Source organism: Myxococcus sp. AB056 (genome assembly GCF_006547365.1).
GTDB classification, from domain to species: Bacteria; Myxococcota; Myxococcia; order Myxococcales; family Myxococcaceae; genus Myxococcus; species Myxococcus virescens.
In genome coordinates this window covers 121,790-146,398 of record NZ_VHLB01000004.1, presented here as the reverse complement: position 1 = coordinate 146,398, position 24,609 = coordinate 121,790, and the positions used below count along the sequence as shown (strand labels likewise).

Annotated in this window: 18 protein-coding genes; 12 read left to right on the top strand and 6 right to left on the bottom strand. The window is 68.1% G+C overall.

The genetic code is table 11. The annotated features are described in order from the left end of the window. Positions 1 to 80: 80 nt before the first annotated feature. From FMP39_RS03435 to FMP39_RS03425, 3 genes are all read right to left on the bottom strand, one after another. Entirely contained in the window at positions 81 to 380 is a 300-nt protein-coding gene (locus FMP39_RS03435) for a hypothetical protein (RefSeq protein ID WP_141588577.1), read from the bottom strand. Positions 381 to 482: 102 nt separating this feature from the next. Beyond that, positions 483 to 1,262: an alpha/beta fold hydrolase gene (locus tag FMP39_RS03430; protein ID WP_141588576.1), complete on the bottom strand. Its 780-nt coding sequence runs from the start codon at positions 1,260 to 1,262 to the stop codon at positions 483 to 485. Then, entirely contained in the window at positions 1,259 to 2,521 is a 1,263-nt protein-coding gene (locus FMP39_RS03425) for a multidrug effflux MFS transporter (protein WP_141588575.1), read from the bottom strand. The genes FMP39_RS03430 and FMP39_RS03425 overlap by 4 nt, the downstream gene beginning before the upstream one ends. A gap of 756 nt (positions 2,522 to 3,277) precedes the next feature. Here FMP39_RS03425 and mnmG point away from each other — a divergent pair. The 10 genes from mnmG (at position 3,278) to FMP39_RS03375 (ending at position 20,278) form a co-directional block, all read left to right on the top strand. Beyond that, the gene (gene mnmG / locus FMP39_RS03420) at positions 3,278 to 5,125 is read left to right on the top strand and encodes a tRNA uridine-5-carboxymethylaminomethyl(34) synthesis enzyme MnmG (RefSeq protein ID WP_141588574.1); all 1,848 of its coding nucleotides are present in this window, start codon (positions 3,278 to 3,280) and stop codon (positions 5,123 to 5,125) included. 98 nt (positions 5,126 to 5,223) lie between these two features. Further along, positions 5,224 to 5,877 carry a 16S rRNA (guanine(527)-N(7))-methyltransferase RsmG gene (rsmG, locus tag FMP39_RS03415; RefSeq protein ID WP_011557395.1) on the top strand — a complete coding sequence of 218 codons (654 nt, stop codon included), beginning with the start codon at positions 5,224 to 5,226 and terminating at the stop codon, positions 5,875 to 5,877. A gap of 180 nt (positions 5,878 to 6,057) precedes the next feature. Beyond that, complete coding sequence (locus FMP39_RS37735; protein ID WP_228557616.1) at positions 6,058 to 6,333, top strand: hypothetical protein; 276 nt, start codon at positions 6,058 to 6,060, stop codon at positions 6,331 to 6,333. A 71-nt stretch (positions 6,334 to 6,404) separates the two neighbouring features. Continuing rightward, positions 6,405 to 6,713, top strand: coding sequence for a hypothetical protein (locus FMP39_RS37730; protein ID WP_228557615.1), 309 nt, complete (start codon positions 6,405 to 6,407; stop codon positions 6,711 to 6,713). A 378-nt stretch (positions 6,714 to 7,091) separates the two neighbouring features. Further along, the gene (locus tag FMP39_RS03405; protein ID WP_141588573.1) at positions 7,092 to 7,550 is read left to right on the top strand and encodes a DUF5063 domain-containing protein; all 459 of its coding nucleotides are present in this window, start codon (positions 7,092 to 7,094) and stop codon (positions 7,548 to 7,550) included. A 9,522-nt stretch (positions 7,551 to 17,072) separates the two neighbouring features. Next, positions 17,073 to 17,864 (top strand): ParA family protein, encoded by a 792-nt coding sequence (locus FMP39_RS03395; RefSeq protein ID WP_090491169.1) that lies wholly within the window; start codon positions 17,073 to 17,075, stop codon positions 17,862 to 17,864. Between the two features lie 25 nt (positions 17,865 to 17,889). Next, positions 17,890 to 18,780: a ParB/RepB/Spo0J family partition protein gene (locus FMP39_RS03390; protein WP_141588572.1), complete on the top strand. Its 891-nt coding sequence runs from the start codon at positions 17,890 to 17,892 to the stop codon at positions 18,778 to 18,780. 3 nt (positions 18,781 to 18,783) lie between these two features. Next, entirely contained in the window at positions 18,784 to 19,236 is a 453-nt protein-coding gene (gene bacM / locus FMP39_RS03385; RefSeq protein WP_011557381.1) for a bactofilin BacM, read from the top strand. A gap of 2 nt (positions 19,237 to 19,238) precedes the next feature. After that, the gene (locus FMP39_RS03380) at positions 19,239 to 19,784 is read left to right on the top strand and encodes a hypothetical protein (protein WP_141588571.1); all 546 of its coding nucleotides are present in this window, start codon (positions 19,239 to 19,241) and stop codon (positions 19,782 to 19,784) included. Between the two features lie 299 nt (positions 19,785 to 20,083). After that, on the top strand, positions 20,084 to 20,278 hold the full coding sequence (locus FMP39_RS03375) for a hypothetical protein (RefSeq protein WP_141588570.1): 195 nt from the start codon (positions 20,084 to 20,086) through the stop codon (positions 20,276 to 20,278). Between the two features lie 66 nt (positions 20,279 to 20,344). On the opposite strand, the gene egtD is transcribed toward FMP39_RS03375, so the two are convergent. From egtD to FMP39_RS03360, 3 genes are all read right to left on the bottom strand, one after another. Continuing rightward, on the bottom strand, positions 20,345 to 21,370 hold the full coding sequence (gene egtD, locus FMP39_RS03370) for an L-histidine N(alpha)-methyltransferase (RefSeq protein WP_141588569.1): 1,026 nt from the start codon (positions 21,368 to 21,370) through the stop codon (positions 20,345 to 20,347). A gap of 9 nt (positions 21,371 to 21,379) precedes the next feature. After that, positions 21,380 to 22,723: an ergothioneine biosynthesis protein EgtB gene (gene egtB, locus FMP39_RS03365; protein ID WP_194858219.1), complete on the bottom strand. Its 1,344-nt coding sequence runs from the start codon at positions 22,721 to 22,723 to the stop codon at positions 21,380 to 21,382. 208 nt (positions 22,724 to 22,931) lie between these two features. Beyond that, positions 22,932 to 23,132, bottom strand: a complete 201-nt coding sequence (locus FMP39_RS03360) for a hypothetical protein (protein ID WP_141588567.1) — start codon at positions 23,130 to 23,132, stop codon at positions 22,932 to 22,934. Positions 23,133 to 23,607: 475 nt separating this feature from the next. Between FMP39_RS03360 and FMP39_RS03355 the strand changes: the two genes are divergently transcribed. Both FMP39_RS03355 and FMP39_RS03350 read left to right on the top strand, forming a co-directional pair. Further along, complete coding sequence (locus tag FMP39_RS03355; RefSeq protein WP_141588566.1) at positions 23,608 to 24,129, top strand: hypothetical protein; 522 nt, start codon at positions 23,608 to 23,610, stop codon at positions 24,127 to 24,129. Positions 24,130 to 24,227: 98 nt separating this feature from the next. Continuing rightward, a complete protein-coding gene (locus tag FMP39_RS03350; protein WP_011557374.1) occupies positions 24,228 to 24,608 on the top strand; it encodes a helix-turn-helix domain-containing protein in 381 nt (126 codons plus the stop codon). The last annotated feature ends 1 nt before the right edge of the window (position 24,609 follow it).

Below are 24,609 nucleotides of genomic sequence, written 5' to 3'. Positions count from 1 at the left end.
TCCGTCACCCCTGTAAGGGAATCAAGCCCCGCGGTGCCCCTGTGGCGCCGCGGGGCTTTTGCTTGAGAGGCTGAATGGCTTCAACCCTTGCCGCGCACTGCTTGCCAGAGACTGCGGAAGAGGCCGCCAAAGGAGCCCTGCTTGCTGTCATCTGGAGGGATGGCGCCGGTTTCCAGTACGGCGACGTGGGCGCGCACCTGTTTGAACTGCGCATCTCGGATGCTTGGCTCATTGGCTCTGACGTCCGCGTCTGAGAAGAAGTGCCAGAGGGAGTGAGGGATGCCGAGCAGTTCCTCGGAGGCCTTGATGCGGTCCTGAACCTTCTGCGCCTCGTCGTACCAAAGGCGCTGCGCTGCCTTTGTCTGGGCAGGCAGCGCCATGAGACGTCGGAGGTCCTGAGCGAGCTCACGTGGGCCGTAGGGGGGTGGGGATGAGGTATTCATGAGAGGCGACCCCGGGTGTGACGCGCCCTCCCCTCCCCTTCAACGCGGCGGCAGTGTGGCGAGGAATGCATCCAGCGCGGCGTTGAAGCGCTCCGGTGCATCCATCATCAGCCAATGGCTGACACCTGAGAACACGGTGTGCGGCGTGCCCGGGTACAGGAGGTGGTAGGCATTGGGCTGGATGAAGGCATCCACGACGAGCGTGTGGAGCGGGCCCTTGTAGCGTTCCAGCACACGGTCCGAATCGAACGTGAGCATGCTCTCCAGCGCGCCGACCACCACCTCGCGCGGCGTGGCATGCAGCCAGCGCATCACCGACTCGTGCGTGTGTGGCTTCGCGTTCTGGAGGATGGGGGTGAACCATGCGTCCATGAAGGCGCGGTAGGACTCGGGACGTGTGCCTTCGTGGAAGCCTTGGAGCTGTTCGGGCGGAAGCGGCGGCATCGTCCCCGCGGCATCCACGATGACGAGCCCGGCCAGCCGTTCGGGCCAGCCACGGGCGTACTCCGCCGCGATGTAGCCGCCGAAGCTGTGGCCCACCAGGACGAAGCGCTCCAGGTCCAGGGCCGTGGCCACTGCGTGGATGTCATGGGCCATGTCCTCGGCGCCGTAGCGGCCCTGGGCGTCGAGCTCCGAGTCGCCCATGCCACGCAGGTCGAACGACACGGAGCGCTGCTTCAAATGTGCTTGCTGCGCGGCCCACTGCTCACGCCGGGAGGCGTTGCTGTGGACGAAGACGACGGGGAGGCCCCCATTGCCAGTGTCGGTGACTGCGAGCTGGCCCGTGGGGCCCTGGACGGTGCGCGAGGTGGAAGTCATGGCGCGGAGGACGATGACACGATTCGCGGCCCGTGCGCTTGGGCACCCTCCCCTGCCTCCTGCTGGCGCGTGCGCGCCCGGAGCCCGAAGAACGCGGCGAGCCACGCAAGCAATGCCATGGCGACCATGACCCCGGCCATGGGCATCGCGGTGCCATTGTTGAACGTGCTCACGGCCCACGACGCGCCGGCCGCCGCGGTGAACTGGAGCGCGCCCAGCGCGGCGGACGCCATGCCCGCGCGCGTGGCATGCCGCTCCAGCGCAATCGCAGCCGCGTTGGGTCCCACCAGGCCCATGGCCGACACGAAGAAGAACAGCGTGACGGCGATGCCCCACAGGCCCATGAAGCCGGTCCACGCCACCGCCAGCACGGCCACCGCCGCGACGACGCACAGGCTCAATGCCAGACGCAGCAGCCGGTGCAGCGGCAGGTGTGTCACCAGCTTGCGGTTGAGCTGCGCCACCGCAATCAACCCCATCGCATTGACGCCGAAGAACCAGCCGAAGTGCTCCTCCGGAATGCCATACAGCGAGATGAACACGAACGGCGAGCCCGCGATGTACGCGAACATGCCCGCCTGCGCGAAGCCTCCGGCCAGTGCGGGGCCCACGAAGTCCGGGTCCTTCATCAATGCGCCCAGCCGGGAGCGCATCGTCTGCGAAGCCACGTGCGGCGGCGCCGTCTCCGGCAGCGACTTCAGCACGAAGGCCAGCGCCACCGCGCCCACCGCCGCCAGCACCACGAAGATGGCCCGCCATCCCGAGTACTGGAGCACCATTCCGCCCAGCAGCGGCGCGAGGATGGGCGCCACGCCCATGACCAGCATCAGCCGCGACATCGTCCGCGCGGCGTTGGCGCCGGACCACAAGTCGCGCACCACGGCGCGTGGAACGACCAATGCCACCGAGCCACCGAGCGCCTGCACGAAGCGCATGGCCACCAGCATGGACGCCGACGGTGCCAGCGCGCAGCCGAGCGAGCCCAGGACGTACAGCGCCAGGCCCCCGTAGAGCGGACGCGTGCGCCCGAAGCGGTCGATGAGCGGGCCCGTGAAGAGCTGGCCCAGCGCCAATCCCGCGAAGCACGACGCGAGCGTGAGCTGGATGGCGGGCGCGGTGGATTGCAGGTCCTCCGCGATGCGCGGCAGCGCCGGCAGATACATGTCGATGGAGAGCGGTGCGAACGCGGTCAGCGTTCCCAGCAGCAACTCGAGGCCGAGTGTGCCCTTCTCAGAGGACTGGGTCGAAGGCGTGGTCATGGACTCCCTGGGCCGAGGGCCGAGCCCCGGCGAATAACCGGCTCCGCGCCTCCTCACCGTGAATGTGCCGCGCGCCCAGAAGCACGGTTGCTGGAAGGGAACGCCATGGCTGTACACACCACCGGCGAGCAGCCTCGTGGGCGGCCACTGGCATGTCAGACCCCCGGGTTATTCCTTTTCCCGTCGCGCACACGAAGGTGTCGGGCCCTGGCGGCCCGAGCTTGATTTCGCCACTGCGCCCTCACCGCACGGAGCGAGTCCACCCACCCGTGTACGCGACACCCGATTCCCCCGCGCGCGGCGGAGATGTGACGTTGCGCGCGGGGGAAAAGCGCGGTGCCAGGGCCATGGGGGCCAGGGGCCGCGCCAGCGTGGGGCGGGCCTTCGGGTCCGTTGAGCGGGAAGGTGCCGTCAACCCGGGGGGGCGGGCGGCGCCATTCCTTTCTCCCCACGCGACGACCTGGCTTTTTGCCGCCCGGGACGGGGGGCGCGGTCCGGCTCGAAAGCCGGGCCCGACCTTCCGCCAGGTGGCCGGTGCGCGCGAGGCAGACAGCGCCTCAACCCCTCCCACTGCCTGCCTCGCGCGCTTCCGTAAATTCTCGAACGAGGGCAGGGCAGGGCGCTCGCTCCACCGGGCGCCCTCCCGCGCTCCAAGGGCCTTTGCTTGCCAAGGGCCCGGGTTGGGCGCCATACGAAGGCGCGAAACGGCGGCGGGGCAGGTCAGCCTGCCCGCGTCGCCCGCGACCTTCGTGAGACATGGGACTCCGGTACGACGTCATCGTGGTGGGACTGGGCCATGCGGGCAGTGAGGCGGCGCTCGCCTGCGCGCGGATGGGATTGGCCACGTTGGGCCTGACGCTGAAGCGCGAGCGCTCGGCGGTGTTGAGCTGCAACCCGGCGGTGGGTGGCACGGCCAAGGGCCACCTGGTGCGGGAGCTGGACGCGCTCGGCGGGGAGATGGGGCGCGCGGCCGACCAGGTGGGCACGCACTTCAAGACGCTGAATGCCTCCAAGGGGCCGGCGGTGCAGGCCTCGCGCCTGCTCTGCGACCGGGATGCCTACGCGGTCGGCATGCAGGCGGTGCTCTTCTCACAGCCGAACCTCACGGTGCGCGAGGGCGAAGTCGCCGCGCTGGTGGCCGGTGGAGGCCGGGTGGAGGGCGTGGTGCTGGGAGACGGCACGCAGGTGTCCGCCTCCGCGGTGCTGCTCACCACGGGCACCTTCCTCCAGGCGCTGATGCACGTGGGCGAGCAGAAGGAAGTCGGCGGCCGTCTGGGTGACGACGCGGCGCGCGGGCTGTCGGAGTCCCTGCGCGCGCTGGGCTTCACCCTGGGCCGCTTCAAGACGGGCACGCCGGCGCGGCTCGCGCGCGCGAGCATCGACTGGGACGCGCTGGAGCCGCAGCCGGGGGACACCCTCGTGCGGCCTTTCTCCTGGCGGACGAAGGTGGAAGGGGAGGGCGGGATGCCGTTTCCCCGTCAGCCCGCGGTGACGTGCGCGCTCACGACGACGACGCCTCGTACACACGCGGTGCTGCGCGACAACCTGCACCGCTCGCCGCTGTACCAGGGGGACATTGTCGGCCGGGGGCCGCGCTACTGCCCGTCGCTGGAGGACAAGGTGGTGCGCTTCGCCTCGCGCGAGAGGCACCAGGTGTTCCTGGAGCCGGAGGGGCCCACGTCGCCGCTGGTGTACCCGGCGGGCCTGTCCACGAGCCTGCCGGCGGACGTGCAGCTCACCTTCATGCGCACCATTCCGGGTCTGGAACAGGTGGAGGTGGTCCGCTTCGGCTACGCGGTGGAGTACGACTACGCGCCGCCCACGCAGCTCAAGGCCACGCTGGAGACGAAGGCCATTGCCGGCCTGTACTTCGCGGGGCAGCTCAACGGCACCTCGGGCTACGAGGAGGCCGCCTTCCAGGGCCTGTGGGCCGGCATCAACGCGGCGCTCCAGTTGAAGGGCGAGCCGCCGCTCCTGCCGGGCCGCGACGAGGCCCACGGCGCGGTGCTGGTGGATGACCTGGTGACCAAGGGCGTGGACGAGCCGTTCCGCATGTTCACCAGCCGCTCGGAGCATCGCCTGAAGCTGCGCGAGGGCAACGCGGACCTGCGGCTGGCCCGTCACGGGCACCGGGTGGGGCTGCTGCCGCGCGAGGCCTTGGAGCGGGTAGAGGCGCGAGGCCGCGCGGTGACGGAGGAGGTGGCTCGGCTGAAGCGCACCGGGCTGGCGGCGCGGCTGCGGCGGCCGGAGGTGACGTACGCGCAGCTGGGCGAAGGCCGCGAGGATTGGCCCGTGCTGTCACCCGACGTCACCGAGGAGGTGGAGGTCGAGGTGAAGTACGAGGGCTACGTGGCCCAGGCCGCGAGGGCGGCGGCGCGCGAGGCCGAGTCCACGGACCGGTGGCGGATTCCGGAGGGCTACCGCTTCCATGAGGTGCGGGGGCTGAGTTCGGAGGCGGTGGAGAAGCTGACCGCGCATCGGCCCGGGACGGTGGGACAGGCTCGCCGGATTCCGGGGTTGACGCCCGCCGCGGTGTCGCTGCTGCTGGTGGCGCTCAAGCGTGGAATAGAGGCCCCCGCAGTCTGCTCCCAGCCCGAGGATTGATCAAATAAGGGGCTGTGGACAACGTGTGGGAAACTTTAGGACTTGCTGTCTCCTGAATGATTCCAGTGGGTTGCAGGTAGGTTTGACGTGGAGGGCTTGTGGATAACGCGCGGTTCGAGGATCAGCTCGCGGCGGGGTGCCGGGCGCTGGGAGTGACGGTGGCGGCGGACCTGGGGCCGCGGCTCCAGCGGTTGATGAGCGAGCTGCTCAAGTGGAACGCGAAGGTGAACCTCACGGCGATTACGGCGCCGGAGGAGGTGCTGGAGAAGCACTTCCTGGATTCGCTCGCGGTGTTGCCGGAGGTGACGGGCGCGGCGACGTTGCTGGACCTGGGCGCGGGCGCGGGCTTCCCGGGTCTGCCATTGAAGCTCGCACTGCCCGCGCTGGGCGTCACGCTGGTGGACACGGTGGGCAAGAAGGTCGCGTTCATCAAGGCCGCGGCGGCGAGCCTGGGATTGCAAGGTGTGCGCGGGCTGCACGCGCGTGCGGAAGGCCAGCCGGAGACGGAAGGGATTCCGCGCGCCGAGGTGCTGATTGCGCGCGCCTTCATGGACCTGCCGGATTGGCTCGCGCTGGCGCCCGCGTATGTCGAGCCGGGCGGGCGCGTGGTGGCGATGCTCGGCAAGCCGCAGACGGACGCGGAGCTGGCGGCGCGCGCGGCGGAGCGGCAACTGCGCGTCGTGTCCGCGCGGGCGTACCGGCTGCCGTTCTCCGGCGCCGAGCGTCAGGTGGCAGTGTTCGCCAAGGAGTAGGGAAGGGGAGTGCCGCCGTGCGCGCCGGCCCGTGGGTGATTCCGGGTTGAGTGACACGGCGGTGTTTCCTCCCGGGGATGCACGGCGCTGCTGAGTGACTTCAGCGGCGCGCATCCCACCGGGAGGGAAGGGTGGCGCGAGCGGGGGGCCTCGTTCGGTTTCACGGCGGCGGTGCCACGCATGAAGCCGCTTCCGACGGACCGTCCTCGCGTCTGGTTGTTCGAGCGTCACGCTCACGCCGTCACGTTGAAAGCCTCGCGCTCCAGCTTCGAGCGCCAGTGGGGCCCGCCACATCGCGTGGTGACTCGCGATGACGGCCGCTTGCAGGAGGCGCACTGGGGTTGGCGCAGCGAGTGTGGGCTCGAGTTGATGGTCGTCTCGATGCGAGAGGCCGACCGGTTCCACGTTTTCATCGAACCCCTGGAAGTCGACCACGCCTTGCCCACCTGGGGTTGAAGGACGAGGTCGTGGAATGGCGAACGGACGCGGGGGGCCCGCTCCCATGTGAAGGCTGGGTTGTCACGCGCATGGATGAGACGGGCAATTGCTACGACGTCGCGCAGTCGCCCGAGCGCGCGCACGTGGCGTGCTTCGCGCGCATCCTCGAAGACCGTGCGCACAAGCAGTCGTACTACGTCGAGTTCCGCGGCACGCCGGCCCATGAGGACGCCGCGCGGAAGGACTGGGCCGTCATCCGTCAGGATGAGTACGGCAATCGCGCGGAGGTGGCTCGGCTTCAGTGGGAGCAGGGGGCTCGCGCATTCGCTGATGTCTACGAGGCGGACCCACGGCACATGCAGACGTACTTCGTGGAGTCAGTGGCTGCGCGTTCCTGAGTGGGTGCCGCGGGTGCGTGGTGAGCGTGTCGAATGGGATGCGCGCCCCCCGTGCCCCGCGTTGGCGTTGAACTGTCGATGTCGCTCGGAGCAGCACACGCTTGCTCACAACGACACGGGCGCATCATTCGTGTGTCCAGGGTGACAGCGAGCGTTGCTGTATCGCGACAGGCTCCTCCACGGGCAGCCCCAGTCAGAGCAGCCGCCGTACAGTCACCAGCGCGAGGACGTGTACGTCAACGAGCTGCCATCGGCCTCCCACGTTCTGGCATAGCTGTCGGCTTGGGGTCGCGACGACGACACCGTGCATCCTCACAAGGGCCTCGGTATGTGCTCGCGACAAGAGCACCGCGCGTTCTCCCGGTGCGGAGCAACTCCATGACTCGGAAGGACATCCTCGAGGCAGTGAAGAACTTCGTCGGAGTTCTCGACGAGCAGAAGCACTTTGAGGACCGCGAGGGAGCGCTGCGTGCTGCCCTGGACCGGCTCGCGTTGGCCTACCATTTTGCCGACGCCCCATTCGACCAGACGAAGTATCCGGACGCGCCTCGTGCCGACTACAGGTCCCTGCGAGAGTGCATCGCGCCACGCTTTCCCGCCCTCGGCCTGTACAACGAGGCGTTGCACATCGCGGACAAGGTGGGTGAGTCCGAGCTCAGCATCGGCGACGCCATCGACGACCTCACGGACATCGCGATGGACATGCACAGCGTCCTCTTCCGCTGGGAAAACACGAGCGAAGAAGATGCGCTCTGGCACTTCCGCTTTGGCTTCGAGACCCATTGGGGACTGCACCTGCGAAGCTTGCAGCTGTACCTCCATCAGCGTGCCTGCTGATGTGCCCAGCAACTCGCGACGGTAGCTGAGCCGGCGTCGATTCCCCTGGCGCCCGAGGCGCTCGCAGGGGAGGGGACGCGGCCCTGCTTGGTGCACGTCCTTGTTCGCAGTGGCTCGGAAGCAAGTCCGGCAACCTGAGCTGCAGGCCGGTCTCTCGGTGCATGACCTTGCTCGCGGCGTCTCGAGAGCCTCGTTGGGCGTCTGAGCTGCACGTGGGGCGCCGCATGCAGGACGAGTGGTTGGATGATGCGCCAACACGGCCGCGTCACTGTCCATCGAGGTGTACGTCGATGCGCGGCTTGTTGATGGAGCGCTGCGTGGACACGGTCGGCTCACGTCCCTCGGGCAGGCAGGACAACGCTCGTGCCGTCGGATGCACGGAGTCTGCGAGGCAGTGGGGCCGCTTGCCCGGCTGCGGGCCGAGAGCCGTCCACATCTGATTTCCGTAACGGCGCTTCACAGTTCGACGGGAGTCACTGCTTCGCGAGCGATGGTGGATGCTCGCGCGCGAGGCTGCGTTCTCAATATGGGCCTGCCATACGCCGCCTCCTGGGGGAGCGTGTTCGAGGGCGATGTCCGTGAAGAGAGGCCAAGTTGAACTCCTCGCTGACCGGGCAGCCAGGCCAGCGCCTGGTCGGCGTGTATGCGACGAACGGGGTGTCTTCGTCGCACGGAAGAGGCCCACGTCGTTGATGCTGCCGGTGGGCTCGTCGTCATCCTGAACGCTGCATCCGTGCGCCCGGTGTTGGGTGCAGTCCGCGCATCGGGCGCGAGCGAATGTCGTGACACGGCGCCTCGGGGACTTGATGCAAGTTGGGATGGGGTGACGACGGCGTGCATCCTCGCCGTGGTTTCGTGCGCCCGAGACGACGCGTCCGTCCTGTGCGGAGCGGTCTGAGTCCGTGGAGCTTCGAGGCAGTCGGATGGATGGAGATGCATCGCATGACCGACTCGGTGATGCCGTCTCACAGTCTCGCGAAGTCTCACCGACTGCGCTCAGTTGAGGGGCGACTCGAGGTGACGAAGACGCTCGGGATGGAGCTTCGCATTCGGCCACTTCGTACGCGGTGCTGCTTGAGGCTTCGTGCTGGTCATGCGCCCGTGCGTCACCGGTGGGTGCAGTGGCTCGCTTTCCTGTGGGCCTCCAAGTCCGGCTGCATGTTGGTGCCTGACCGCGCTGCTCGCGAACCGCTGCGGTGACCGAGCTCGCAGGTTCATGCGCGCGATGCGCGGCATGGCGCCAGCTCAGGGTCGTGATGGTCCGCGTGAAGCGGACGCCTGGCTTGGGCCCAGGTGTTGGTGTGGTGCGCGCCTGCACTTCGCCATCCTGGGACTGTCCCTGGGGACATAGCGAAGGCCGCCGAGGACAGGGGTTTTTCAGCGGCTGAACCGATGGGTCTCGTTCCAAGTGGAGCAGGGGAGGGGAGGGGAGGGGAGCACTCGTCATGGCGACCACATCACGCATGTCGCCGTGGCTCTGCGAGCGAGCGGCACCTTTGGCTCAGGCACATGCGAACGGTGCTGCGTGATAGCCACGCCACTTCTCGAGAGGGCTCTCATCCGGCGCGCGTTCATCGGGCTCGTGCTTCAAGTGGACCGTGGTGGCACTGGTTTCGACAAGGACGCGCTCCGTGAGTCGCGATGTGCAGGCGGTCGCATCGACATGAGCGGGCGGGTGCTTGTTCCGGACGAACCGCACGTTGATGGGAGTGGGCGTCGAGCATGGCCTCGCGATGGATGCGCGCGGCGCCCGACCGGCACGCCGACCTGGATGCCTGCGGAGTCGATGACCGGACCCATGTGGATGTGAGCACGGCATGTGACGGGCGGATGCCGTTCGCTCACACGACTGGCCCAGGTCCCCGTTCCACGTGGAACGGGACGCTCGGCATGCTCATGCGTCGTGGTGGCGGACACGTCTGGTCGGGGGTGTGGCTCAGGCCCCATGAGCGTTGAGCGTGGGCATCTCTGCACACGTCATCGGGGAGGACTGGCGGCGCCGGTGCGCATGCTCGGGACATCGCGTGGTCCGGGGGCCGGAGCGTGGGTGACGGGCGTCAGTTGTTCGCGAGCCCAGCCAGTGGCTGACCTCGGCTTCGACGTGGCGCTCGTTCCACGCGGAATGTGGTGCGCCCCACCTCAGAAGCGGTCGTCAGTTGTCCGCGTGCTCACCCAGGTGCTCGCGCCGCACAGCGCGCGGGGAGTTGCGAGCACACGGCTTCGATGAGCGCGCATTCACCTTGGTCGGGCCGTTCCACGTGGAACAGGTAGATGGATGCGCAGGCCGTCGTACTGACCGGAGTGGCTTGCTCAAGCGCGGTGCTACCGCCGTTCCCTGTTGAGCGAGAAGGCGCGAGCTCGTGGTCCCGTTGAACGGACGCGAGGTGTTCGTGCGCGGGCCCTTTGCTGTTCCACGTGGAACGGGGAGCAGGGAACGAACGGATGCGGCGTGTTGCTCGTCCCATCATCGTGCCCAGCGAAGAAGGAAGGAGGGAGGGAATGGCCGCGTTAGACGAACGTGGCTGGCTCATGCGCGATGCCTCTCGTGGTTCCACGTGGAACAGGAAGAGGGGACGCGCAGGTGGCCACGCTGAGCGGATGCGGCTCGCTCATGCGCGATGCCTCTCGTGGTTCCACGTGGAACAGGAAGAAGGGACGCGCAGGTGTGGCCACGCCGAGCGGGTTCGGCTCGCTCATGCGCGATGCCTCTCGTGGTTCCAGGTGGAGCAGGAAGAAGGCGTTGATGCGTGCTCCCGCGGAGCGGGTACGGCTTGTTCATGCGCGATGCCTGCCGTGGTTCCACGTGGAACACAGGGAGGGCGAAGCCACGTGGTTGCGCTGAACGAGTTCGGTTCGTTCATGCGTGATGACCTAGCGGCTCCATGCGGAGGAGGAAGAGGTGTTGGTACGCGCTCCCGCTGAACAGGTTCGGCTGGCTCATGCGCGATGGCTGTCGTGGTTCCACGTGGAACAGGGGAGGGCGAAACCACGTGGTTGCGCTGAACGAGTTCGGTTCGTCCATGCGCGATGACCTTCGCGGTTCCATGTGGTGGAGGAAGAGGTGTTGGTGCGTGGCTGCGCGAAGTGGGGGCGGCTTGCACATGCGCGATGCCTGTCGTGGTTCCACGTGGAACAGGGAGACAGCACAAGCGTGTGGTCGTGCTGAACGAGTTCGACTCGCCCATGCGGAGAAGGAAGATGTGTTGGCGCATGGCCTCGCTGAGCGGGTGCGGCTCGCCCATGCGCGATGCCCGTTGCCGTCCATGTGGTGCGGGAGCTGGAAGTGCGCGGCGCGGTCTGATGCGTGCGCAGTTCTTCTGCCTGACCGTTCCACGTGGAACAGCGAGATGGCCTGAACGCATCGACATGGGCACATCGCTGGGATGCGCGAACGCTGGATGCCAGTGCGCGATGCCGTTGCTCGTTCCACGTGGAACATGCCCGGTGCTGTGAGCACGTCAGCGCGGAGAACAGGCGCCGTTCGCTCATGTGCTCGAGTCATCCTTCGTTCCACGTGGAACACGGAGGCCATGGGTGAGTGGCCGCAGTGCCGCGAGGCCGTGTGAACACGCGCAGCGCTCGCTACCCGTTCCACGTGGAACATGGAGACGCCGTACCTGAGGGTGATGCGCGAGCTCCTGCTTCTTCGCGTGCTCAGTTCATGGCGTGTTCCACGTGGAACGCCGCGGCGATGGGCAGGCTGGCGTGTTGAGCGCGGTTGGTTCGCTCAAGTGCGTACTCAGTTCCACGTGGAACATGCGGACGCCATGGGCGTGCTCAAGTGCGCTGCTTCGAAGCGTTCCACGTGGAACGTGGGTGGCCGCAGCGGCACGCCAACACGGCGGTTGAGCGTGCCTCAGTTCTGGGTAGCGCCCCATCACGTGTTCCACGTGGAACGTGGACGCGGCTCATCGAAGCGGGCGAAGCTAGGTGGTCCGCCGCTTCTTGGGCTCCCAGTTCATGGATGCGTTGGCCGACTTGCACGCGCGAGAAGCACGCTGCTTGTTCCACGTGGAACGCGAACGTGTGGCGTGCACCCTTGCGTGTGCGCGGTGCATCGCCAGTTCCACGTGGAACGTGGGCACTGCTCGGGCGCGAACTCGCTGGTCATCGAGGACCTTGGTCATGTGGCGGGTTCGGTGGTGCGCGTTCCACGTGGAACGCGGCGACCCGCCATCCCTGGTGTTGGCCAGCGCCGATGTGCAGCGGCCTTCGCCTCGCTCCATGGTCCAGATGGCTCGGCCTTGCGCACCTCTTCATCAAGCACCGCGTGGTGGCGTTCCCGCGAGTTCGCGAACGCGTGTTCCACGTGGAACGAAGAAGCGGCGCATGAGGTGCTTCTTCGTGGTGGTTGGAGGCCGCCGCTCGGCCTGCGCGCTTCGCGGGGGCGGTGATGGTGGTGGGGCGCCTGCTCACCGAATCGATTCGCGCATGCGCTCCGCGTGGCGTGAGTTCCCGGCGCTTGGTGGGAAGGATGCGCGTGCTGAGGCGTGGACCTCCGCGAAGTGGATGGTTCGGCTGCTCATGTGCGGGTTGCTCAGCGCCTGTTCCACGTGGAACGCGGGATGGGTTGATGGCGGGCACGAGCGCAGCGCCGGAGAGTTCGGTGACGGCTCCACGTTCAGGCTCGTGATGCGCTCATGGCTCATGGAGTGGTGAGTGCTCCACCGTGTGGCGTGGAGAGGTGGTCGCAAGGGGGACTGCGCTCATCCACCATCCAGTGCCTGCTCCACGTGGAACGCCTGATGCGCTTCGTGATGCATGGAGGCCCCAGATGGGGGCTCCGACTGACGGCCAGTGGAGCCGCCTTGATGCACGCGCTCCATGTGGAGCGCCCGTGTGCGGTGCGGCGCCAACCGGCAGGCAGTCCGGTACACATGCTGATGGGGATTCCTGGGCAGTGCCGGTCGTGCGTTGGGCGGGCTCCATCCCGGCGCTCCGAGCTGAAGCACCCACGCGCTCTTCGACATCTGTGCTGAACGCGGGGCGTTCCACGTGGAACGCGTTGAACGTCGACATGGTGCTGACGCTGCGTTGCTGCGTCCCCGCGCACGTCGCTTGGTGCGCGCGAGGGATGCGAGCTTCAGGTGGAGCAGGCCGTGAGGACTGGCGATGGCGTGGGTGGCCGCATCGGCGCGAGCGGATGTCCTGCTGTGCTCGGGTGAGCTTCGGGTGCGCTGCGAGCCCAAGCGGAGCAGGTGGCGCGGGCTGGCGAAGGTGCGGATGGCTGCACCGTCACGAGTGCAGAGCACCCCATGCTCGGGTGCGCTGCGAACTCAAGTGGAGCGGATGGTGAGGACTGGCGAAGGTGCGGATGGCTGCACCGTCACGAGTGCAGAGCACCTCATGCTCGGGGGCGCTGCGAACTCAAGTGGAGCAGGTGGCGCGGGCTGGCGAAGGTGCGGATGGCTGCACCGTCACGAGTGCAGGGCACACCATGCTCGGGTGAGCTGCGAACTCAAGTGGAGCAGGTGGCGCGGGCTGGCGAAGGCTCGGATGCGGCACCGTCACGAGTGCAGGGCACACCATGCTCGGGTGCGCTGCGAACTCAAGTGAAGCAGGTGGTGACGACTGGCGGTGGCGCTGATGACCGCATCGGGGCGAGCGGATGTCCTGCTGTGCTCGGGGAGCTGCGAGCCCAAGTGGTGCAGGTGGTGACGACTGGCGATGGCTGGGACTGCCGCATCGGTGAAAGCGCAGGCCACCACATGCTCGGACGAGCTGCGAGTTCAGCGGGTGTGGTTGGTTCAGACCGGCGGTAGCTGCCACTGCCGCGTTCGACTCGGCCAGATGATGCCGCCTCGTTCCCGCGCGGATGGGACGCGATGGCGCTGTGGAAAGTGGGGCGAGGACTGACGGCGACGCGGACTGTCGTATCGGGACGACAGCATGTCGCCGGGTGTTCGCGGGGATGCGGTGCGAAGCCCCGTGGAGCTTGGGGGCTACCGGCGACAGCTCGAACCGCTGCATCGACACCGCCGCACGCTGTCCTGACGTGATGGTCACCATGTGCGAGTCCCGTATGGAGCTCGCGGCGACGATGGACAGTGACTTGAACTGCCGCATCGGCGCGGCTGCGCACTATCGGGAGCGCACTCGCGATGAGGTGCGAGTCCAAGGGATGGAGCCCGTGGCGCGGATGGGTGGTGGTGCGGACTGTCTCGCTGGCAAACCTGCATGTCGTCCGAGTTCATGCGCAACGAGGCGCGAGGCTTGAGCCGATGGCGCAGACGGCGAGAAGTCGTGCTGACGTGGATGGGCTGCGGCGTCGGTATGGCCGCGTGGCGTTTTGAAGCGATGGGCATGAGACGCGCGTTCCGCGGGGAACAGTCGACGCGGAGCGACTGCAACTCAGACCGGGGAGCTCAGGGGTTCGCCGTCCGGAGTCCATGCTCACCGAGACGTGAATGGCTCGCGATGCAGTCGGCGAGACATGGTGGCAACTCAGCCTGCGACGTCCGTAGGGCCGCAGGTCGTTCGGAACTCATGATCACCAAGGCGCGAGTTCCGTGTGACGCAGCCGACGAGGCCCGACGGCAACTCGCACCGTGACGTCAGCCCGGCCACATGCGGTCCGGAGTCTCTGCGCGCCGAGGCGCGAGTGTCGCGTGATGCAGTCTGCGAGGACTGGAGCCGTCGCAGACCGCGACGTCAACCCGGCCACATGCGCTCCGGAGTTCATGCTCATCAATGCCGATGTTCGTGTGGCTCAGATGGCAGGGACATGCGGCCACTCATCGCGGCTTGCGGATGAAGCGAGCACGCGGAGACTGTTGAGTGAGAGGAGGTACCGCCTGCCATGTCCGGTACGCATTCGCTCGGCCTGCGCGAGCGGTCCATCGCAGCCTGGCAAGAGAGTCCCCCACTCCTCCTGGCGGCCATTTCTCCGCGCGATGCAGCCGGTGGGTTGGCCTACCGGGGCGACGCAATCGCTCAGCCCTATTGAGGCACGCGATGAGGCGAGGCGCCCCAAGGGCCGGGGCGCACCTCGGCAGCTCGCTGTTCGGAAATGTCGGGGGTTTTGCGCCGCGAAATCTCCCGACATTTCCGAACAGCGAGCTACGGGAGTGACTCCGGCTCCCCCGGCGCGAGGGGCATCCTGTGGGGGCGCGCGGTCCGTTCAGCATGCAATCCACCACGGAGGTGATGGCATCCACGCGCGCCGTGCACTCACGAGGTGCCCCCGCGCGCATGCACTCCTACGCGGACCGCTACGTCCTGCTGTCGCTCGTCCTGCCCTACCTGGCGCTCGCGAGGCCCTCGGGCCACACGTCGCGGAGGGTTCGCCCACCGCGGCGGCTCCGTCGCTCAGCTCATCTGAGCTGCGCGATCAGACTGCGACACCGGTACGGCGGCACCTCTTCCGGAACTCATGGGCAACGAAGTGCGAGTCCCGTGTGGTGCAAGTGGCGAGTACGGACTGCCCTCGTGCTGCTGCGTCGGTACGGTGGAAGTTTGTCGGGCGCCTCGGCTCAGCGGGACGTGAGTTCCGTGTGGAGAGTCGGTGTGGACGAGCAGCAAGTCGGACCACGTCGTCGGCACGGTCGCATGTCACCCTGAAGCTCTGGCTCAATGCAGAACCGGGCTCAATGTGGCCGCGGAGAAGCTGCGATCCACATCACTCCGTCCCGCTCAGTGGTGCGCTATCTGGTCCCTGTTCCTGATGGGGAATCAGGGCACCTCGGTTGATGCATCGATGTGACGGCATGCTGCCTCGCGATTCGTGAGGTGCTCAGTGGGCGTGGATCTCCAGGTGATGCCACCGGATGCAGAACCTCATTGATGCGACGTCTGGCGCTGCGTACCCAGGTCGAGCGGTCCGGCTCCGGCACACTTGGAGGGCGCGAAACGAACTCGCCATGGTTGGCGAAGTCAGATGGAGTTCCTCGCCTGCCGCCATTGGATGCGTGTCCCTGATGAGCATCCCTGCGACGGAAGCTTCGTGCAGGTGTGAGTCGCCATCCGCATCGCCGTTCATCGCGGCGTGCTCCGGCTCGACCGCTGCCCGTCCCGAGTGGTGAGTCCGTTGAGCTGGGCCGACAAGTGGACTGACCTCGTCGATGCGATGCCCGCGGTCGTTGGCGGAAGTGAGGGGGGATGGGCCCTCGCCTGGAGTCCGCTTCGAGCATGTGACTTGGTCAGACGCGTCGCGCGCGATTCCAAGAGGGTAGGGCTTCCCGGCGGGAGTCCGCAGCGAACGGGGAGCCGATGTGCGTGGCCATGTGGACCGCCGGTGGCGAGGCTCATGCGGACGGCTGATATCGAGGCTCATGTGAAACCACCGTCGCTGCGCAGAACGCCGTCGCCCGTTCCACGCGGAACATGAGGAGGCGTGTCATCGTCACCCGAACCGGTGATTCATCGACGCGTGCAGGTTGCACTCGGCATGGCCTGGACCGCTTCAACACGCGTCGCATGGGGTGGCGGTATGGCTCCACTGCTCGGCATGGGCGCTTCCGGTCGGGTGCGCGAGGTCGCGGCACTCATCTGGCTGACCGCGCGCATCCCGGGAGCGTCGCTCAGCGACGGTGCCGCATCGGGCGGGCGAGAAATCGCAGCTGAAGTGCCAAGACCTGGCAGGAACCGGCGCCGCGCGGGTCTGCGAGGCGGTGCATCGGCTGCTCCACGCAGATGGACAGCGCCAAGCCAGTCGGGATGCGGCACTACCGGACCGAACATTGCCAAGGGCACCGCGTCGTGCCCGAGGATGGCCCACCACCGACAGCGTGTGATGCACCGACAGCGTGTGATGCACCGACAGCGTGTGATGCGCTGAAGCAATCAGCGCGTGCCTCCCGTCCCCGAATCGGCAACCCCAACCGCGGCCTCACGCGGGCATCATGCGAAAAGCACCCGCTGCCCGCGACAGCATCACCGCGTGAGGACAGGACCCTCGGACGCACGCGGCGGCCCGAAACGTGCGGCTGCATCCACGTTCAGGGAACCCAGAAGACCCGCCCTCGCGTGAGAACGCGACGCACGTTCGTCGCCTCCGCTCGAAGTCCACCGCCGCCGCCCCCCTGAAAACTGGCTCAAAGGTCCGCGAACCCCGCGAACAGACTTGGCACCTTTTATTCCGCGAGGGCGTCCTTCCCGCCTGCTCACTCGCTGCACGGCCGCGGGGTTCCACGAGGAACACGCCCTCTCCAGCCTGGGGGCGCGGTGGCCACGGCGGGGCGGAACAGGTGCGGCCCGGTGGGGGCCCCACGGACCGGCGGCTCGGCCGCATCATTATATAGGGGGCTGACACGGGCCCTCCGTGGCCCCGTTCGACTGGCACCCCGGCGCACCGCCTCCTTATATAAGGAGGCACACCCGGCCAGCCTCCAGGCCTCTTCCGGGCACCCGCAACCGGCCTCCAGGTCCGCGCAAACCCCCGAGAAGAGAGCAGGGAAGCAAGGCTCGCCGTGAATTTGATCCGATACCAAACCGCGTGCTAGCAGCGTGGATCAGCGCGCAACCGTGCACTGCATCACGCGCGGGGCCCTGGCCTACGGCCGGGGAGAGAGAGGATGGGCCACCGTGGGTCGTATCATCTGCATCTCCAACCAGAAGGGCGGCGTCGGGAAGACCACCACCGCCATCAACCTCGCCGCGAGCCTGGCCTCCGCGGAGCGCCGCACGTTGCTGGTGGACATGGACCCGCAGGGCAACGCGGGCAGTGGCCTGGGCATCAAGCAGGACAACATCACCGGCACCATCTACGAAGCGCTGCTCAATGACCGGCCCATTCAGGAGCTGCTCCACCCCACGGAGCTGCGCTACCTCCAGGTGGTGCCCGCCACGCCGGACCTCACCGGAGCCGAGGTCGAGCTGGTCAACCAGGACAACCGCGAGTTCCGCCTCCGCGACGCCCTGCGCCCGCTGGCCTCCGAATACGATTACATCATCATCGACTGTCCGCCGTCGCTCGGCCTGCTGACGCTCAACGCGCTGGCCGCCGCGGACTCCGTCCTCATCCCGCTCCAGTGCGAGTACTACGCGCTCGAGGGACTCTCGCAGCTCACCCACACCATCGACCTGGTGAAGCAGGGCCTCAACCCGGACCTGAAGATGGAGGGCATCCTCCTCACCATGTTCGACTCGCGGGCCAACATCGCCCATCAGGTCGTCGAAGAGGTGCGCGGGTACTTCAAGAAGCAGGTGTTCGAGGTCATCGTGCCGCGCAACGTGCGCCTGTCCGAGTGCCCCTCCTTCGGAAAGCCCATCATCCTGTACGACATCAAGTCGAAGGGGTGTGAGAGCTACCTCGCGCTGGGCCGCGAGCTGATGAAGCGGGACACTCCCAAGAGCCCTCGCAGGCGCGTGGCTTGAGCCGCGCCCTGGCTGGAGTCACGACGTGGTGAAAGCAGACATGCAGAAGCGGGCCCTGGGGCGCGGGCTGTCCGCCCTCATCCCCCAGGCGGGCGCCACCGGGGCCGGCAAGGGCGAGCAGGCTCCGAAGGCCGGCGTCCTCAAGCTCCCCATCGAGTCCATCCACCGCGACAAGGACCAGCCGCGCCGCTACTTCGACGAGGAGAAGCTCAAGGAGCTCACCGAGTCCATCAAGGCGCAGGGGGTGCTCCAGCCCATCCTCGTCCGCAAGGACAGTGACGGCTACCGCATCATCGCGGGCGAGCGGCGCTGGCGCGCGTCCCAGGCCGCCGGCCTCAAGGAAGTGCCCGCCATCGTCCGCGACGTGACGGAGGTCCAGGCCTTCGAGCTGGCGCTGGTGGAGAACCTCCAGCGCTCGGACCTGAACCCCATCGAAGAGGCAGAGGGCTACAAGCGCCTGGTGGAGGAGTTCAAGCTCACGCAGGAGCAGGTCAGCGTGCGCGTGGGCAAGGAGCGCTCCACGGTGGCCAACGCCCTGCGCCTGCTGGCGCTGCCCGCGGACGTCAAGGGCATGGTGGCGGATGGCTCGCTCAGCATGGGCCATGCGCGCGCGCTTCTGGGCGTGCCCCGGCTGCCGGAGCTGCAGAACCTGGCCAAGCAAGTCGCGGACAAGAAGCTCTCCGTGCGTGACACGGAGCGGCTGGTCCAGCAGAGTCGCTCCAGCGGGAAGAAGGACGCGGGCAAGGCGGCACCGAAGCAGAGCCCGCAGGTGAAGGCACTGGTGGAGGAGCTTCAGCGGCGACTGGGTACCAAGGTCCGGCTCACCGAACGAAGCCCCGGAAAGGGCACCATCGAGGTGGACTTCTTCTCGTACGATGACCTCGACCGGCTCTTGAAGCTTCTCAGGAAGGAGTAGGACGTGGCGCTCCTTGGCGGGAAAAAAGACGAATCATCCAGCAAGCCTCTGTTCAGGCGGGAGGAGGAATCCGTGTCGCAGCGTTCTGGTGAGGTCCACACGCTCCTGGGCAAGGGGAGCGAGTTCGAAGGGAAGCTGACCTTCGAAGGGCAGGTCCGTATCGACGGCAAGTTCCAGGGGCAGATCATCACCAAGGACGTGCTCGTCATTGGGGATGGCGCCAAGGTCCAGGCCGAAATCCAGGCTGGCACCGTCATCATCAACGGCCAGGTCGAAGGCAATGTGAAGGCGACGCAGATCATCGAGCTGAAGACGCCCGGCCGCGTGAAGGGCAACCTCGAGACGCCGTCGCTGTCCATGGACCGCGGTGTCATCTTCGAGGGCTCGCTGAAGATGGAGAACCTGGGCACCGCTGGCGCCCGGCCGCCTCCGCCTCCGGGTGGCGAGAAGAAGTAGACGTGCGTTCCTGGAAGCACATGGCGCCAGCCTCACTGCTGGCGCTCACCCTCCTGGGCGGCTGCAAGGGCTGTGGCCAGGAGGATGCTGCTTCCGGCACCGGAGAGGGTGACGGCCGTCCGTCCTCCATCCGCTCCGGTGTGAAGGTGCCGCTGCCGGACGGCTGGTCCGCGCTGGTCGCGCCGGATGAGAGCTTCCAGGCGGGCCCGCCCGGCCGGCCCGTGTTGCGGGTGGACCTGCGGCGCGGGGACGGCGAGCAGCTGCCCTCCGTGGACACCCTGGCCGACCGCGTCCGCGAGGAGCTGAAGGACTTCGAGCTCTCGCTGGACCAGGAAGAAGAGACGGAGCGCTACTCGCTGCTGCGCATCACCCTGGCGCCCAAGCTGGCGGATGGGGGCGTGGGCCCGGAAGCCCCTGGCTTCTTCGGCGCGCGGCGCGTGGGCAACGACTTGTTCCTCTGTGCCAGCCTGCCGGGCGCGACCGCCGAGGATGTGCTGCGTGCCACCGAGGCCTGCCGCGAAATCCAGGTCCAGGGCGCGCTGCCATAGCGAGCAGCACCGCGCGTCCAAGGCAATCGCACGTCGAGGCAGGTGGGAGTGTCACCTCCTGGCGGAGTCGATGCAGGCGGGCAGGCTTCCGTTACCGCCTCGTGAACATCTGGCGCGGCTCGGGTGTCCCAACGTTATGCATTTCAGGGTGCACTTCCGTGCACGCCACGCCGACATTGACGCTCAGGGACTTCCCCTGGCCGTCACGAATCTCTAACCTCACCCTCCCGGACTGCGTTGGGTGCTCGCCTCGGACCCATCCAGGACCTCCACGCAGTGCCCTCGCAAGGAGTCCCCGCATGTCGTTCTCCGGAATGCTCCCCCTCCCGTTCGCCACCGTGGACATCGCACCCGTGGGAGAGCAGCTGATCGCCGTGGGCGGCCTCGTGGTCGCCGGGCTGGGGGCGCTCTGGGCCGCCTGGACGCGGCCGTCCGCGCAGCCGGTGCCCATCCCCGTGCGCGGCGGCTCGTCGCGCCGCCACCCGCGTCGCTGAAGCACCGCGAAGGGCGCGAAGGCGGGGTGAGTCCCCGCCCCGCGCCCCTGAAAGCAGCACCCCGCCTCAGCGCTTGAAGGCCAGCGAGAGGGCGAAGTCGCCCGCGGCGTCCGTCCACCACTCGGCCAGCGTGAGTCCCGCGGCCGACAGTTCGGAGGCCACCTGCTGCTGGTGGAACTTGCAGCTCACCTCCGTGCGCAGCACCTCCCCTTCGGCGAAGTCCACCTGCTTGCGCAGCGTGGACAGCCACACCGTCTGCGCGCGCCGGGACACCAGGCGCATCTCAATCCAGGCGTTCTTCTCGTCGAAGGGCGCGAAGTGCTCGAAGGCGTCCGGGTCGAAGTCCCCTCCCAGCTCGCGGTTGAGCACCTTGAGCACGTTGCGGTTGAACTCGGCCGTCACGCCCGCGCTGTCGTTGTAGGCGGCGTACAGTCGCTCGCGGTCCTTGATGAGGTCGGTGCCCAGGAGCAGCCCGTCTCCCGGCTGCAACCCGGCGGAGAGCTGCCTCAGGAAGAGCGCGCGCTGCGCCGGCTTCAGGTTGCCGATGGTGCCGCCCAGAAAGGCCACCAGCCGCCGGCCGCCGTTGGGGAGCTGGCCCAGGTGGCGCTCGAAGTCGCCCACCACTGCGTGCACGGTGATGCCCGGGTACTCGCGCGCCAGGCCCGACGCCGCGCGCCGCAGGAAGGCCTCGCTCACGTCGAAGGGGACGAAGCGCGCCAGCCGGCCCGCTTCCTCCAGCGCGTCCAGGAGCAGGCGCGTCTTCTCGCTGGTGCCGCTGCCCAGCTCGATGAGCGTGTCCGCGCCGCTCAAGCGGGCGATGTCACCGGCGTGGGCCAGCAGGATTTCCCGCTCGCGCCGCGTCGGGTAGTACTCCGGCAGCCGGGTGATGTCGTCGAAGAGCTGGCTGCCGCGCTCGTCATAGAGCCACTTGGGAGACAGCTCCTTGGGCGTGCCGCACAGGCCCTGGAGCGCCTCTTCCCGCAGGGCGCGCTTCGCGTCGCCCGGCTTCACGTAAACGTCCACCTGGACTCCCGGCGTGTGCTGCGCGTCTTCACCCGGAGTCGCCACTGTCGGTACCGTCGTCACCCGCATCGCCTCACCTCACCTCGCGTTCCGTGCACAGCGGAAGCCGGCGAAAATCTGCCGGCGGTTGGGGAAGTCCCAATTGCGGAAGCCGTTGCGCACCGCGACGGGTGCGCTGGCCCACGCGCCTCCCCGGAGAACCTTGTAGGACTCGCCGAAGAACACCTCGGAGTACTCGGGGTACGGGAAGGCGCTGAAGCCCGCGTACGGGCGGAAGTCGCTCGCGGTCCATTCCCACACGTCGCCCAGCAGTCCCCAGACGCCGTCCTGGCTGACGCCCTGTGGATAGCTGCCCACGGGCGCCGGGCCCCACGTGCTTCCGTCCAGGTTGGCGTGGGCCCGGGTGGGCGGCGTGTCGCCCCAGGGGTACTCGCGGGGGCGGCCGTCACTGCCGCGCGCGGCCTTCTCCCACTCGGCCTCGGTGGGCAGCCGCTTGCCGGCCCAGCGCGCGTAGGCGTCCGCTTCGTACCAGCACACGTGCTGCACCGGCTCGTCCTTGGGCAGCGGCTCCACCTGGCCGAAGCGCCGCCGCAGCCAGGTGTGGTGGCCCTGGGGCAGCCAGAAGCCCGGGGACTTCAGCCCTTCTGCCTGGACGACCTCCCAGCCCTTGGGGTGCCACCAGCGCGGATCCTCGTAGCCACCCGCCTCCACGAAGACGAGGTAGTCGCCGTTGGTGACGGGGTGCACGTCCATCAGGAACGGGGCGACGTGCTGGGAGAACGCGGGCCGCTCGTTGTCATAGGCCCACGGAGACGTGCTGCCCAGCCGCACCTCGCCTCCGGGGATGAAGACCTCCGCCTGAGGCACGGCGCCAGGCCGGGGCCGCGGGCGCGCCGAGGGCACGTGGTACTCCGGCGACGTCATGAGTTGCAGCGTGGCGGCCAGCGTCTCCGCGTGCTGCTGTTCGTGCTGCGCCACCATGCCGAAGACGTAGCCGCCGGCCAGCAGCGGCGCGGTGCTGTCCTCGGGCAGCCGGTGCAGGTGCTCGCGCACCGCCGCACGCACGCGCCGCGCGTAGGCGAAGGCGGCCTCGGGTGGCAGCAGCGGCAGCTCGGCGCGCGTGGAGCGCGGGTGCCGGAAGGCGTCATAGATGGCGTCGAACGCCGGGTCGGTGATGGCCGGCGCCCCCAGCGCCCGGAGCAGCCACTGCTCCTCGTAGTTGGCCACGTGCGCCACGTCCCAGATGAGCGGCGACATGAGCGGCGAATGCTGACGGCGCAGCTCGTCCTCGGGCAGCCCGCCGAGCATCGCCAGCACGCGCGCGCGCGCCGTCTCCAGCTCGGTCCAGGCACGGGACTTCCAGCGTGGATGGGCCCCGCCTTCCTCTCGCGGGTGACTCCGTTCCTCGGCCATTTGGAACATCACCCGTCCAAGGTAGGGAGGCGCCCGGCGCGGAGGTAAGCCCCCGCCTCACCGGCGCCCGAGCGGCTCGTGAAGGAGCGCACGTTGCCCGCGCGCCCCCCAACGCCTTGTCTCTACGCCGGGCGTGGAGCCTCGTCCTGGGAGTAACCGAGAAATCCGCCAAGAAGGTTGAAGCTCAAACACTCTCCCCGGCCATGAGCGGATCCGCTTAGGGCTCGTTGGGGACGCGGGCGAGGCCGAGCAGGGTGAGCGTGCGTGAGCGTTCGTCCCACGCGTACTCCAGCTCCAGCCCGTGCTGCGGCACGACATGCCGCGCCACCAGGCCGTTGGCCGCTGGGGGCTCGCGCAGGGCCGGGTCGCCCAGGCGCTCCAGCACCTGCTGGAGTGCATGGAACGTCTCCGCCGTCATGCGGCCCACCTCCCGCCACGCTTGGGGTGCGTAATGCACGCGGTGAGGGCCCTGTCGTTGGCGGAGCTGCGGCATATCCCGGTGGTCCTTCGTCCTTTCCGGGATGCTTCGTATGCCAACGGCGTGCCCACCCTCCGTCGCTTGGATTTTCAACAAGCTGGGGCAGGTGCGGGGTGACCCGGGCTGCAGGAGTTACAGGCTGGCGACAGCGGAGGCAGAAGAAAGGACAGGCTCGAAGTCCCGGGAGTCACTGTTTGGCGGCCTTTCGGGGGCCGCCTGGCCGGGTTCCATCCGAGGGTGCGTGACGCGAATGTCCCGGGAGCGTGGCGCGGCTTGGAAATGCGAGGCCGGCCCGGTGGCCGGCCAGGGAGGCGGCGTCGCGGACCCCCGCCGCGTCCTGGCTGCCCGCCTGTGCCGGGCATGCCCAGGTTGAACGCAGGGCCGAGCATGCGGCGGGCCCTGGCAAGGAGGAAGGATGGCTCGGCGGAGGTACACACCCTGGTCCGCCACCAATGGCCTGCTCTTTGGCATGGCCGCGGGCGTGGTGCTGGCATTGGCGGAGGTGGTGCTGGCGGTGGCGTCGGGGGACAACCCGATGCGTCCGGTGCGCATGTCCGCTGGGGTGCTCCTGGGGCCGTCCGCCTTCACGGCCTCGGTCTCCGACAGCACAGCCCTGCTGCTGGGCATGGGCGTCCACCTGCTGATTTCCGCGGTGGTGGGGCTCTTCTACTCCGTGCTGGATGCGTTCCTGCCGCCAGACGGGCGCAGCCGCTGGGAGTTCCAGGCCGCGGTGGGGATGCTCTACGGCATCTTCGTGTGGCTGGTGAACTTCCAGTTCATCGGGCGTGGCTCGTATCCGTGGTTCCTGGACGTGCCGCAGTTCCCCCAGATTGTGTTGCACGCCTTCTTCCTGGGACTGCCGCTGGCGTCGCTGTTCACCGCCGCGGAGCGTCGCCGGCTGCTGCTGGATGCGGCGGAGAGCACCCCCGCTCGCTGAGGCGCGCGAGCGCTTTGAAAAAACGCGGAAGGTATGGTGAAAGTACCCGACCTTGAGGGTTAGCTGGGCCGGCCCTTCTTCCGTGGACTGATACACGCATGGACACAGAACTGGCGAGCATGCTGGGGGCCGCGTCGAGGGCCGCCCGGGTGCGGATGGGGCTGACGCAGGCGGACGTCGCCGAGCGCATTGGCATGGCGTCGGAGGTGTACGGGCGGTTGGAGCGCGGCCACATGCTGCCCAGCGTCCAGAACCTGCGCCGGCTGTGCATGGTGCTGAACGTGCCTCCTCACGAACTGCTGGGCCTGGGCGAGGGCTTCACCGCCCCGCCGCCGGTGAAGGAGAAGGCCGCCGCGAAGAATCGCGAGGAGGACACGCCGGAGATGCGGCGGCTGATGCGCAACCTGCGCAAGCTGACGGCGGTGCAGCTGAAGCTGATGAACCTGATCGCCTCGGCGATGCAGCACAAGAAGAAGTAGC

Bases quoted from the DNA above. Each gene is read 5' to 3' on its own strand.
- egtB (WP_194858219.1), bottom strand. From the start codon at position 22,723: ATGTTCCAAATGGCCGAGGAACGGAGTCACCCGCGAGAGGAAGGCGGG.
- FMP39_RS03355 (WP_141588566.1), top strand. From the start codon at position 23,608: ATGGCTCGGCGGAGGTACACACCCTGGTCCGCCACCAATGGCCTGCTC.
- FMP39_RS03430 (WP_141588576.1), bottom strand. From the start codon at position 1,262: ATGACTTCCACCTCGCGCACCGTCCAGGGCCCCACGGGCCAGCTCGCA.
- mnmG (WP_141588574.1), top strand. From the start codon at position 3,278: ATGGGACTCCGGTACGACGTCATCGTGGTGGGACTGGGCCATGCGGGC.
- FMP39_RS03435 (WP_141588577.1), bottom strand. From the start codon at position 380: ATGGCGCTGCCTGCCCAGACAAAGGCAGCGCAGCGCCTTTGGTACGAC.
- FMP39_RS03425 (WP_141588575.1), bottom strand. From the start codon at position 2,521: ATGACCACGCCTTCGACCCAGTCCTCTGAGAAGGGCACACTCGGCCTC.
- FMP39_RS37730 (WP_228557615.1), top strand. From the start codon at position 6,405: ATGGATGAGACGGGCAATTGCTACGACGTCGCGCAGTCGCCCGAGCGC.
- FMP39_RS03405 (WP_141588573.1), top strand. From the start codon at position 7,092: ATGACTCGGAAGGACATCCTCGAGGCAGTGAAGAACTTCGTCGGAGTT.
- FMP39_RS03360 (WP_141588567.1), bottom strand. From the start codon at position 23,132: ATGACGGCGGAGACGTTCCATGCACTCCAGCAGGTGCTGGAGCGCCTG.
- FMP39_RS03350 (WP_011557374.1), top strand. From the start codon at position 24,228: ATGGACACAGAACTGGCGAGCATGCTGGGGGCCGCGTCGAGGGCCGCC.
- FMP39_RS03375 (WP_141588570.1), top strand. From the start codon at position 20,084: ATGTCGTTCTCCGGAATGCTCCCCCTCCCGTTCGCCACCGTGGACATC.
- egtD (WP_141588569.1), bottom strand. From the start codon at position 21,370: ATGCGGGTGACGACGGTACCGACAGTGGCGACTCCGGGTGAAGACGCG.
- FMP39_RS37735 (WP_228557616.1), top strand. From the start codon at position 6,058: ATGAAGCCGCTTCCGACGGACCGTCCTCGCGTCTGGTTGTTCGAGCGT.